Annotated in this window: 8 protein-coding genes and 2 pseudogenes; 3 read left to right on the top strand and 7 right to left on the bottom strand. The window is 73.2% G+C overall.

Annotated elements, in window-relative coordinates:
• Window positions 1-118: 118 nt before the first annotated feature.
• Window positions 119-1,123 (bottom strand): ketopantoate reductase family protein, encoded by a 1,005-nt coding sequence (locus ACIA8F_RS28860; protein ID WP_399383078.1) that lies wholly within the window; start codon window positions 1,121-1,123, stop codon window positions 119-121.
• Window positions 1,124-1,167: 44 nt separating this feature from the next.
• Here ACIA8F_RS28860 and ACIA8F_RS28855 point away from each other — a divergent pair, with 44 nt between their 5' ends.
• Window positions 1,168-2,025, top strand: coding sequence for an aldo/keto reductase (locus ACIA8F_RS28855; protein WP_399383076.1), 858 nt, complete (start codon window positions 1,168-1,170; stop codon window positions 2,023-2,025).
• A 16-nt stretch (window positions 2,026-2,041) separates the two neighbouring features.
• On the opposite strand, the gene ACIA8F_RS28850 is transcribed toward ACIA8F_RS28855, so the two are convergent.
• The 4 genes and pseudogenes from ACIA8F_RS28850 to mgt all read right to left on the bottom strand — a co-directional run bounded on the left by ACIA8F_RS28850 (window position 2,042) and on the right by mgt (window position 5,293).
• Window positions 2,042-2,599, bottom strand: coding sequence for a DUF1697 domain-containing protein (locus ACIA8F_RS28850; RefSeq protein ID WP_399383075.1), 558 nt, complete (start codon window positions 2,597-2,599; stop codon window positions 2,042-2,044).
• Window positions 2,600-2,649: 50 nt separating this feature from the next.
• Window positions 2,650-2,961 (bottom strand): annotated as a pseudogene (locus tag ACIA8F_RS28845) (GNAT family N-acetyltransferase); the annotation flags it as partial.
• A 35-nt stretch (window positions 2,962-2,996) separates the two neighbouring features.
• The gene (locus ACIA8F_RS28840; RefSeq protein ID WP_399383074.1) at window positions 2,997-3,953 is read right to left on the bottom strand and encodes a MerR family transcriptional regulator; all 957 of its coding nucleotides are present in this window, start codon (window positions 3,951-3,953) and stop codon (window positions 2,997-2,999) included.
• A 33-nt stretch (window positions 3,954-3,986) separates the two neighbouring features.
• Window positions 3,987-5,293, bottom strand: a pseudogene (gene mgt, locus ACIA8F_RS28835) (macrolide-inactivating glycosyltransferase).
• A gap of 169 nt (window positions 5,294-5,462) precedes the next feature.
• On the opposite strand from mgt, the gene ACIA8F_RS28830 reads away from it, so the two are divergent.
• The gene (locus tag ACIA8F_RS28830) at window positions 5,463-6,329 is read left to right on the top strand and encodes a phosphotransferase enzyme family protein (RefSeq protein WP_399383073.1); all 867 of its coding nucleotides are present in this window, start codon (window positions 5,463-5,465) and stop codon (window positions 6,327-6,329) included.
• 45 nt (window positions 6,330-6,374) lie between these two features.
• Here the strand turns inward: ACIA8F_RS28830 and ACIA8F_RS28825 are convergent, their stop codons facing one another.
• Window positions 6,375-7,118 carry an exonuclease domain-containing protein gene (locus ACIA8F_RS28825; protein ID WP_399383071.1) on the bottom strand — a complete coding sequence of 248 codons (744 nt, stop codon included), beginning with the start codon at window positions 7,116-7,118 and terminating at the stop codon, window positions 6,375-6,377.
• An 88-nt stretch (window positions 7,119-7,206) separates the two neighbouring features.
• Entirely contained in the window at window positions 7,207-8,487 is a 1,281-nt protein-coding gene (locus tag ACIA8F_RS28820; protein WP_399383069.1) for an SAV2148 family HEPN domain-containing protein, read from the bottom strand.
• Between the two features lie 322 nt (window positions 8,488-8,809).
• On the opposite strand from ACIA8F_RS28820, the gene glgX reads away from it, so the two are divergent.
• Complete coding sequence (gene glgX, locus ACIA8F_RS28815) at window positions 8,810-10,924, top strand: glycogen debranching protein GlgX (protein ID WP_399383068.1); 2,115 nt, start codon at window positions 8,810-8,812, stop codon at window positions 10,922-10,924.
• Window positions 10,925-11,071: the final 147 nt, after the last annotated feature.

The raw sequence follows: 11,071 nt of genomic DNA, 5'->3' as shown, positions 1-11,071 counted from the left end.
CCGGCGTTTGAGGAGCGGGGTCTGGGGCGGAGCCCCAGAAGGGGTCCGGGCGCAGCCCGGGGAACGGGCGAAGGGCGGGTAGGGGACTTCGCCCCACAGGGCAGCCGCACCCGACGGCTCAGGCCCGCGCCGCGGCCTCGTCGGCCAGGGCCGTAAGGTCCGAGACCGACATCGCCCCCGGCGGCAGGCCCTCCCGGGCGAAGATGTTCGCCGCCACGCGCAGCGTGTCGTTGACCGGCGTGGCCACCCCGTGCAGCCGCCCCAGCAGCACGATCTCCCCGTTGAGATAGTCGGCCTCCACCGACCCCGTCCCCCGCGCCAGGCTCTGCCAGGACGACCCGCCCCGCACCACCCCCGCCGGCGGATCGACCTTCCCCTCACGCGCGGCCGACTGCTCCGCCTCGGAGGCCCAGTCGATCCCGGCCGCGCCGAAGGCGGCCTTCGCCTCGCGCACGGCCCGCAGCAGCAGCGCCGCCTTCGCGGGCTCCGGCTCGGGCCCGGTGACCGCCTGGATCGCGTTGCCCAGGTTGCCCAGCAGCTTCGCGTGCTTCCACCGCATCACGTCCTCGACGACCGGCGCCTCGAAGCCGGCCTTCTCCAGGTCGGCGGCGATCCGCCGGATCCGCGCGTCCGCGCCCCCGGCCGCCTTCCCGAGGTGCAGGATCCCGGTCCGCGGCGCGCACAGGGCGGAGACGGCGCCCGGCTCCAGGAAGGTCGCCGGCAGCCACACGCAGACCCCGTACACGCGCGCGAAGCGCCGTAGGGCCAGGCGTTCGCTCTCGACGCCGTTCTGTGCGCACAGCACCGGCAGCCGCTGGGCCGCCGTCCCGCCGCCCGCGACCTCCGCGTCGCCCCACGCGTCGAGCGCGGCCGCCGCGTCCTGGGTCTTGACGGCCAGCAGCAGCACGTCGTCGGGGCGCAGTTCACCGAGCTCGGCCGGCCCTGTGACCACGGGCAGCCGGTGCACCCGCTCCCCGTCCGCCGTGGTGAGCCGCAGCCCGTTCGCCCGCAGGGACTCCGCGTGGGCGCCGCGGGCGACGAGGACGACCTCGCCGCCCGACTCCGCGAGCCGTCCGCCGATGGTCGCGCCGATCGCTCCGGCGCCGATGATGATGTAACGCATGCCCCGAGCCTGGCACATCCGCGGCCCGGGGTTACCGTCGGACCATGTCTGTTGACGTGGATGAGACGTTCGCCCTCGGCGGGGACCTTCCCGTACGCCGCCTGGGACTCGGCACCGGCGGCCTGGTCGGCGCCGGCTACTGGGGCCCGCGGGCGGCCCGCACCGAATCGGCCGACCTGCTGCGCACCGCCGTCGCACGCGGGGTCACCCTGATCGACACCGCCGACAACTACGGCCCCCACCTGGCCGAGGAACTGGTCGCCGAGGCCCTCCACCCGTACGGGGAGGACCTCGTCGTCTCCACCAAGGGCGGGGTGGTGCGCACCGGCCCCGACCAGTGGCACGCGGCGGGCCGCCCGGAGGACCTCCGCGCCATGTGCGAGGCGAGCCTGCGCAGGCTCCGCCTGGACCGCATCGACCTGTACCAGTTGCACCGCTTCGACCCGGCCGTTCCGGCGGCGGACCAGCTGGGCACGCTGGCCGAGCTCAGGGCGGAGGGGAAGATCCGGCACATCGGCCTGAACATGGTGACGGCGGAGCAGCTGCGGGAGGCCCTGGAGCTGGTCCCGGTGGCCTCGGTCCAGAACCCGTACAACCTGCTGGACCGCTCCTCGGCGGAGCTCCTCGCCCTGTGCGAGGAACGCTCCGTCGCCTTCCTCCCCTACTACCCGCTGGGCAGCGGCGCCCTGACCCGGGAGAGCGCCGCCGCCCTGACGGCGGTCGCCGGCGAACACGGCGCGTCCACCGGCCAGATCGCCCTGGCCTGGCTCCTGCGGCACTCCCCGGTCCTCTGCCCCACCCCGGGCACGGGCTCCCCGGCCCACCTGGCGGAGAACCTGGCCGCGACGACGGTCCACCTGACCCCGCACGAGATGACCCTGCTGGACGGCCTGGCGGACTGAGCGGAGCTCACCGGCGTCAGTCCCGGGTGAGGTCGACCAGTTTCGCGACCGTGTTCCAGTTGCGGGTGGTCACGTCCAGGCCCTTGACCACGGCCGGCTTCGCCAGGGCTTCGGCCAGTTTGGAGCGGCCCAGGCCGTTGGGGGCGTAGAGGTAGATGACGCGGTCGCCCACCCGGTACTCCTCCGGCAGGTGCGCGGCGGCGTCGATCGAGGTGAAGCGGGACTCGGCGGGCTGCTCGGAACAGAAGGTGGCGTGGAGCTGCTTGCCTTCGAGGTCGGCGGCCGGGAAGGGACAGCCGTCGGCCACGGCGTGCAGGTAGGTGCCCTCGACCACCAGGCAGGGGACGCGGAAGCCGAAGTGGGCTTCGATGGCGGCCTCCAGCTCGCGGGCGAGGGCCTCCGGGGTCTCCTCGCGCGCGCTGGCAAAGACGGCGTTGCCGCTCTGGAGGTACGTCTGCACGTCCTCGTGGCCCAGGCCGGCCAGGACCTGGCGCAGCTCGGCCATGGGGACCTTCTTGTTCCCGCCGACGTTGATGCCCCGGAGCAGCGCCGCGTACGTGGTGGTCTTGGTCATGTCTGCACGATAGGGCTCGCCCCTGACAGCGCATGCGACCTCGGCGGGGGTCAGGGGGCTGCGTGCCGTAGGTGGAGGTGCCCGTCGAGGGGAAAGGCGGGCGGAGCCGACGGCAGGATCCTGCCGAAGGGGTAGCCGCTCTTCTCGGCGACGCGGCAGGATGCCTCGTTGTCCACCTGGTGGAGGAGTTCGAGGCGTTCCAGGCCATCGGCCCGGAAGGCCTCGAAGGCCCAGGCGGTGAGGGCTTCCAGGGCGCGCGGCGCCACGCCCCGCCCGCGGGCCCGGGCCGCCGTCCAGTAGCCGACTTCGGCGGAGGTCTTGCCCGGTCCGACCCCCTTCACCGCCACGTTGCCCACCACCTGCGGCGTCGCGGTGGTGCGGAGGGTGACGGGAGCGTTCATGAGCGGATCGTACGCAGTAGCGTCCCGGCGTGGATCCGTGCGCGTAGTGCGCGGATCGACCAGTCGAGGACCGGCTGGAGGCTCTCCGGCCGGGGCCAGTCGTTGATCACCGCGAGGAGGGAGAAGTACCGTTCCCGGCGTGGGTCGTTGACGCGTTCCAGGCGGGCCAGGAGCCGGCGCCGGGATGCGGTGGGGTCCCCGCGGCCGAGGAGATGCGCGGCGCGGGCCGTCAGGTCCGCGACGATCGGATCGGCCCGGGGTGAGGCCGGATCGATGCCGGCTGCCACGGCCGGGGCGACCAGGCCGCGGACGATCGCGGCCAGGTCGTCGCGTGGGCGCGGTGGAGCGTCCGGGAGGTGTCCGGCGGCCAGGTCCTCGGCCAGCTGCCGCACGTGAGCGCGGAACTCCGGGTCCTCGGCCAGCTCCACCCACGCGTGGACCTGTTCCGCATCGGGGTCGTCCGGCAGGTGCGGAGTCATGGAGCACCTGATCCCCGCGAACACGGGGTCGGCTCCCGCACCGCCGAAGGCGCTGTCGAGGAACTCGCCGACCAGCCTTTGGCGTTCCGCTTCGGAGAGCTTCGCCAGTCTGTGCATCAGATTCGTCTCCTCGGGGTCGGCTCCACGCCGCGCCACGGCGGTCAGCACCGCGCGCCGCAGCCGCAGGACGCGTATCTGCACGTCCAGCGCCTGCGCCTGCGCCGCCGCGACTTCCGCCAGCCCGCGTTCCCGGTCCACGACCTGCCGGATGGCGGCGAGGTCGAGTCCCAGGTCGCGCAGGGTCCGTACGAGCTCCATGCGGGCGACGGCGCCGTCGTCGTAGAGGCGGTAGCCGGCCGGACTCCGGTGGGTGGGCGGTACGAGCCCGCAGTCGGAGTAGAACCGGACGGTCTTGACCGTGGTGCCGGTTCGCCGGGCCAGCTCGCCGATCGAGTGGAGGGTGTGGCCGTTCATCTGCCCATCTTCGGGTCTCCCCCTGCCGGAGACTCAAGCCCCGTGCCGGCCGCGCAGTTCGGCTTCGATCGGTTCGGCCTCGATCGGTTCGGCCCGGATCAGTTCGGCCTCGATGAGGTCGGCCGCCTGGTGCGTGCCGCCCTCCGTCGCCATCTCGCGGCGGATCCGGTCCGCGCGGGCGGCCACCTCCGGGTCGGCGACCAGGGCGAGGACGGCCTCGCGCAGGGTCGTGGCGTCGGCCTCGGCCATCGGGAGGTGCCGGGCGACGCCGAGGCCGGCCAGCGTGTCGGCGTTGCCGAACTGGTCGACCGCCTGCGGGACCGCGACCATCGGGGTCCCGGTGGCCAGGCCCTCCTGGCAGCCGCCCGTGCCCGCGTGGGTGATGAAGGCGTCGGCCTGGCGCAGGATGTCCAACTGGGGTACCCAGCGGTGCACTTCGACGTTGGCCGGGATCTCGCCGAGCTCCGCCCCGTCGGTGAACTTGCCGATCTGGAGCACCACGTGCCAGTCGGGCAGGTCCCCGAAGGCCTCCGTGCAGGCCCGGTAGAAGGCCGGCTGCTTGGTGAAGGTGGAGCCGAAGGAGACCAGGAGGACCTTCTTCCCCTCGGCGCCGGCGGGGCGCGTCCAGGTGCCCTGGGTGGCGCTGCGGTCGCCCTGGCAGGCGCCGACGAAGGTGTACACGGCCTCGTCGACCCGGTCTGCGTTCGGTTGCAGGGCACGCGGCATGAGGACAATGCTGCGCCGGGGGCGGCCGACGAACCGGTCGCTGTCCTCGGCGATGCCGTTCTCGTCGAGCCAGGCCCGGAACCGGGCGTAGTACGCCTTCCCGCGCTCGGAAGCGCGCAGTTCGGCGAACATCGGCTCGGCGACCTCCTCCTCGTAGCCGGTCCAGGCGACCAGGGTCGGGGAGAGGGAGACCGCCGGCACGCCCCAGCGGTGGGCGAGGACGATCGCCGGGTAGGCGGCGATGTCGTGGAGGACGAGGTTGGGCTCGTCACCCTCGAAGGCGGCCGCGAGCTGCGGGAGGGCCTGGACGGCGTCGGCGAGGAAGGGCTCGATGTTGTCGATGAGCTCGGTGCCCCAGGCGTCGGGGTCCTCGTCGGTGGGGAGGGTGGAGTTCCAGATCACCGGGGTGGCGCCGGTCTCGGCGATCTTGTCGGCGTACGCGGCGGGGACGGCGTAGCTGACCCGGTGGCCGCGGGCGACCAGCTCGCGGATCACTTCGATGCTCGGGTTCACGTGGCCGGCGGCGGCGATGGAGAACATGGCGATGTGGGCGGGCTTCGCGGTCGTGGTCATGCACCGAAGATAACGAGACGATACGTCTCGTGCAACTTGATTGCGTGCGTGCGTGCGCGAGGGCGGGGAGGGCGGGGAGGGGAGCTGACGCGCCCCACTCTCCGCTCCGGATGCGAAACTTGTCCGGTCATGAGCCCCGGATACGACCCCGGCGGCACCCGGGGCACCGGCACCCGGGAAAACGGACGTACTGCGGACTGCGGAGACGGCATGGACGAGGCACGGGCCCGGGAGGCCCTGACGGCGGCGGGACTGACACGGGCGGGGTCGCCCGCTCCCCGGCTGCTGGCCCTCGGCGAGAACGCCGTCTTCGCGCTCGGCGACGGCCTGGTCGCCAAAGTCGGCCGGGAGGCAGCGCTGCTGCCGCGCGCCGAGCTGGAGCTGAAGGTGGCGGGCTGGCTCGCGGAGTCCGGGGTCCCCGCGGTCCGCGCGGCCGAACCGGAGCCGCGGCTGGTGGACGGGCACCCGGTGACCCTGTGGCACCGGCTCCCCGACGCGGTCCGCCCGGCCGGCCCGGAGGACCTCGCGGCGCTGCTGCGGCGGATCCACGCCCTGCCGGCGCCCCCCTTCACCCTGCCCCCGCGCGATCTGCTCGGCGGGGTGGAGCGCTGGCTGCGGCTGGCGGAGGGGGCGATCGACCCGGCGGACGCCGCCTACCTGCGGGCCCGCCGCGACGGGTACGCCGCCCAGGTCGCCGCCCTCACCCCGCACCTGGAGCCGGGCCCGATCCACGGCGACGCCCTGCCCCGCAACGTCCACGTGGGCCCGGCCGGGCCGGTGCTCGTCGACCTGGAGACGGTCTCCACCGACCTGCGCGAACACGACCTGGTGGTAATGGCCCTCTCCCGCGACCGGTACGGCCTGCCCGGCGCGGCGTACGAGGAGTTCACGGCGGCGTACGGCTGGGACGTGCGCGGCTGGGAGGGCTGCGCGGTCCTGCGCGGCGCCCGCGAAACGGCCAGCTGCGCCTGGGTCTCCCAGCACGCCCCGGCCAACCCCAAGGCCCTGGCGGAGTTCCGCCGCCGCGTGGCCTCCCTGCGCGAGGACGACCCGGAAGTCCGCTGGCACCCGTTCTAGAAGTCCGCTGGTACCCGTCCTAGGGGGTGCCGCCCCGGCCGGCCGTCAGACGCGGTACGGCACGACGGGCCAGGCCCGCTCGACTATCGCCTCGGGGTCCGAGGTGCGCCGCAGGTAGCTCTGCAGCGAGGCCGCCTGTTCGGCCGCCGCGCGGATCTGGAGCTCGTGGAGGTCCGCCAGGGCGACCGTCCCTATCGCCGCGTGCACGGCCCCCATCCGCCGCGCCGCCCGGGCCGCCGCCAGCGCGTCCGCGCCCGCGTCGTGCGCCGCTTCCAGGCTGACCCCGTAGTGCTCGCAGAGGGCCTGGAGGGTCCGCCGGCCCTTGCGGTAGCGGTCGGCGTGCTTGTCCAGCACCAGCGGGTCGATGACGGGCGGCACGGTCTGCGCGGACCAGCGCTCGCCCAGCGGCCGGATCCCGTGGCGGCGGCACTCGCGGTCCAGCAGGGTCAGGTCGTACCGCGCGTTCATCACCACCAGCGGGGTTCCCGAGCTCAGTGCCTCCACGAGCGTCCGGGTGATCTCCTCGATCGCCGGGGCCGCCGCCATCCCCCGCGCGCGGGCCTGGTCCGTGGAGATGCCGTGGATGGCCGAGGCCTGCTCTGGGATCGGCACGCCCGGGTCGACCAGCCAGGTCCGCTCCCGGGCCACCTGCCCGTCCGGCCCGACCGCGATGACGGCCGCCGTCACGATCCGGTCGGATTCGGTGTCGGTGCCCGTGGTCTCCAGATCGAAGGCCACCATCGGCCCGCCGTGCCAGTACCCCGTCCAGTCCCCCGCCCAGTCCCCCATCACGTACCCCCCGTACCCGTCCCGCTACGTCAACGGCTTTCAGCCTGACACGGGCCACTGACAACCCCGGAGCCGGGTCCGCCCCCGCTCACGACACCGGGCGGGAGTCCTGCCAGATCGACTCGAATTCCTCGCGGTAGGTCGGGAACAGCCCGTGCTCGTGACCGGGCCGCACCTGCGCCGTCCGGCCGCCGCCCCGCAGGACCAGGACCGGCGCCTCCATGCCGCGGGCCCGGCGCAGGTACGACTGGACCACCGCGATGCCCGAGGACTCGCCCTCCACGAGGTACGCGGTGAAGCGCGGGGTCTCGTCGAAGACGTGGATCTCGAAGCGCGAGGGATCGCGCAGGCCCGCCCGCACCCGCCGCACGTGCAGGATGTTCATCTCCACCGAGCGGCTCAGCTCGCCCTTGCGCAGGCCGAGCTCCCGCTCGCGCCGTTTGACCGCGCTGCTCGCCGGGTTCAGGAACAGCAGCCGCACCCGGCAGCCGGCCTCCGCGAGGCGGACGAGTCTTCGGCCGGAGAAGTTCTGGACCAGCAGGTTGAGCCCGATGCCGATGGCGTCGAGCCGCCGCGCACCACCGAAGAGGTCCTCGGCCGGGAGCTGGCGCTGGAGGCGCACCCGGTCCGGGTGGACGGAGATGACGTCCGCGTACCGGTCGCCCACCAGGTCCTCGACGGCGTCGATGGGCAGCCGGTCCGCCGCCGGCGAGCCCGCGCCGCCGCCCAGTACCTCCAGCAGCCGCGCCGAGGCCCGCTCGGCCTGTTCCAGGACCGCCCGGGACAGGGCCCGGTTGCGCGAGACGACGTTGCGCGTGACCTCCAGCTCGTCCAGCGCCTGCTCGATCTCGCGCCGGTCGTCGAAGTACGGTTCGAAGCAGGGCCAGTGCTGGACCATCAGCTCGCGCAGCTGCGGCAGGGTGAGGAAGCTCAGCACGTTGTCGTCGGCGGAGTCCAGCAGGTAGCCCTTGCGGCGGCTGACCTCGCGCACGGCGACCGCGCGCTGCACCCACTCCTGGCCGGCGGGACCTGCGGCGGCCACCACCCAGTCGTCCCCGCCGTGCACGGGCTCGTAGACCGGCCGGAGCACCGCTCCGACCACGGAGCGCAGCCGCTGTTCGATCAGGTTCAGCCAGATGTACGCGCGGCCGGCGCGCTGGGCCCGGGTCCGGACCTCGCTCCAGGCGTCCGCGCCCCAGTCCAGCTCGGCACCGGCTCCCGCCTGCGCCTTCCCGGTCCCGCCGGTCTCCTGCGGGGCCAGCGACACGGCCCCGGCGGGGATCCCGCCGGCCGCCCCGGCCGCGGCGTCCGCCGGGCCGCCCTCGTGACCGCCGTCACCAGGGGGCAGCTCCAGACCTCCCGAGCTCACCCGTGCACCGCCTCCTGCGTCTGGACGCCCGTCTCCAGTGATCACGGAAGAGTACTCCGCGCGTGCGGCCCCCTGCAGCCCGATGCCTGCCCCTGCGGGCCGACGCGGGCTCACGGTCCGTACCCGGTCCGTCCGTTGGCCCATTATCCGCTCTGCCGACGATCGGATCTTCCCAAGGTCTGCCGAACCCTTTATCAGCTCTCCGGGTCACCCGGTAGGACCCTTCCAAGTCCCCGCGTGGAAGCCCTCTTTCGGGGAAGATCTGCCAGTGACGTGGTCCACGCCCGGATCAGCCCGACACAGAGGGGAAGAGTCGTTTTCTATGCAGGTCTGGCCGGGACAGGCGTATCCGCTCGGTGCCACGTATGACGGCGCCGGCACCAACTTCGCGGTCTATTCGGAGGCCGCCCGACGCATCGAACTGTGCCTGCTGCACGACGACGGATCGGAGACCGCGATCGAACTGCGCGAGACCGATGCCTTCGTCCGGCACGCCTACTTGCCGGGCATCATGCCCGGTCAGCGCTACGGGTTCCGGGTGCACGGCCCCTACGAGCCCGAGCGCGGCCGGCGCTGCAACGCGGCGAAGCTGCTCCTGGACCCGTACGCGCGGGCCATCGCGGGGAGCATCGACTGGGGGGAGGAGGTGTACGGCTACCACTTCGGCCGGCCCGACTCCCGCAACGACCTGGACTCCGCTCCCAAGAGCATGAGTTCGGTCGTGGTCAACCCCTACTTCGACTGGGCCAACGACCGGCCCCCGCGCCACGAGTACCACCACACGGTGCTCTACGAGGCCCACGTGAAGGGCCTGACCATGAACCACCCGGACCTCCCCGAGGAACTGCGCGGCACGTACGGGGCGCTCGCGCACCCGGCGGTGATCGGACACCTCACCAAGCTGGGGGTCACGGCGCTGGAGCTGATGCCGGTCCATCAGTTCGTCAACGACCACCGGCTGGTGGACGACGGGCTGAGCAACTACTGGGGCTACAACACCATCGGCTTCTTCGCCCCGCACAACGGCTACGCCTCGGGCGACCGCGGCCAGCAGGTGCTGGAGTTCAAGTCGGCGGTACGGGCCCTGCACGAGGCGGGCATCGAGGTGATCCTCGACGTGGTCTACAACCACACCGCCGAGGGCAACCACCTGGGCCCGACCCTGTCCTTCCGCGGGCTGGACAACGCCTCGTACTACCGGCTCGCGGACGATCCCCGGCACTACATGGACACCACGGGCACCGGGAACTCGCTGCTGATGCGTTCCCCGCACGTGCTCCAGCTGATCATGGACTCGCTGCGCTACTGGGTCACCGAGATGCACGTGGACGGCTTCCGCTTCGACCTGGCGGCCACGCTGGCCCGCCAGTTCCACGAGGTGGACCGGCTGTCCTCGTTCTTCGACCTGGTCCAGCAGGATCCGGTGGTCAGCCAGGTCAAGCTGATCGCGGAGCCGTGGGACCTGGGCGAGGGCGGCTACCAGGTGGGCAACTTCCCGCCGCTGTGGACCGAGTGGAACGGCAAGTACCGAGATACCGTACGGGACTTGTGGCGCGGGCAGCCGCGCACCCTCGCGGAGTTCGCGGGCCGGCTGACGGGCTCCTCGGACCTCTACCAGGATGACGGCCGGCGGCCGCTGGCCTCGATCAACTTCACCACCTGCCACGACGGGTTCACCCTGAACGACCTGGTCTCGTACAACGAGAAGCACAACGAGGCCAACCGCGAGGGCAATCGGGACGGTGAGACCCACAACCGGTCCTGGAACTGCGGGGCGGAGGGGCCCACGGAGGACAAGGAGATCGGGGAGCTGCGCGAGCGGCAGATGCGCAACTTCATCGCCACGCTGATGCTGTCCCAGGGCGTTCCGATGATCAGTCACGGAGACGAGTTCGCGCGGACCCAGGGCGGCAACAACAACGCCTACTGCCAGGACAACGAGTTGGCGTGGGTGAAGTGGCCCGAGCCCGGCAAACCGGCGCCCGCCCTGCTGGAGTTCACCCGGCAGATGGTGTGGCTGCGGCGGGAGCACCCGGTGTTCCGGCGGCGGCGGTTCTTCCACGGGCGGCCGGTGGAGGGGACGCACGACGAGCTCTCGGACATCGCCTGGTTCACCCCGCACGGCGAGGAGATGCGGGCCCGCGACTGGCAGGCGCAGCACGCGCGGGCGCTGGCGGTGTTCCTGAACGGGGAGGCCATCTCGGAGCCCGGCACCCGTGGGGAGCGGATCACCGACGACTCGTTCCTGCTGATGTTCAACGCCGGTGCGGAAGCACAGGACTTCACCGTCCCGGCCGGGCACGGAGCGCAGTGGCGGCTGGTCGTGGACACGGCGCGGCCGGAGGTGCTGGCACCCGGTACCGGACCGCAGTACGCGGCCGGGGACCGGGTGACACTGACAGGACGGTGTCTGGTGGTGCTGCAGCGCCCGGCATAGGCGCCACCGCGGCGCCCTACGCCGGGCACCGCCTCGGGGGGGGGGGGGGGGGGGCGGGGGGGGGGGGGGGGCCCCGCCCCGGGCCGGGGGGGGGGGGGGGGGGGGGCCCCCCCCGGGGGGCCGGGGGGGGGGGCCCCCCCGGGGGCC

This window comes from Streptomyces sp. NPDC051563 (genome assembly GCF_044454225.1).
Lineage (GTDB): Bacteria > Actinomycetota > Actinomycetes > Streptomycetales > Streptomycetaceae > Streptomyces.
This window is presented reverse-complemented; position numbering and strand designations above follow the sequence as displayed.

What these genes read in the sequence shown, in the direction of transcription:
- ACIA8F_RS28860 (WP_399383078.1), bottom strand. Translation starts at nt 1,123, where the DNA reads ATGCGTTACATCATCATCGGCGCCGGAGCGATCGGCGCGACCATCGGC.
- ACIA8F_RS28855 (WP_399383076.1), top strand. Translation starts at nt 1,168, where the DNA reads ATGTCTGTTGACGTGGATGAGACGTTCGCCCTCGGCGGGGACCTTCCC.
- ACIA8F_RS28850 (WP_399383075.1), bottom strand. Translation starts at nt 2,599, where the DNA reads ATGACCAAGACCACCACGTACGCGGCGCTGCTCCGGGGCATCAACGTC.
- ACIA8F_RS28840 (WP_399383074.1), bottom strand. Translation starts at nt 3,953, where the DNA reads ATGAACGGCCACACCCTCCACTCGATCGGCGAGCTGGCCCGGCGAACC.
- ACIA8F_RS28830 (WP_399383073.1), top strand. Translation starts at nt 5,463, where the DNA reads ATGGACGAGGCACGGGCCCGGGAGGCCCTGACGGCGGCGGGACTGACA.
- ACIA8F_RS28825 (WP_399383071.1), bottom strand. Translation starts at nt 7,118, where the DNA reads ATGGGGGACTGGGCGGGGGACTGGACGGGGTACTGGCACGGCGGGCCG.
- glgX (WP_399383068.1), top strand. Translation starts at nt 8,810, where the DNA reads ATGCAGGTCTGGCCGGGACAGGCGTATCCGCTCGGTGCCACGTATGAC.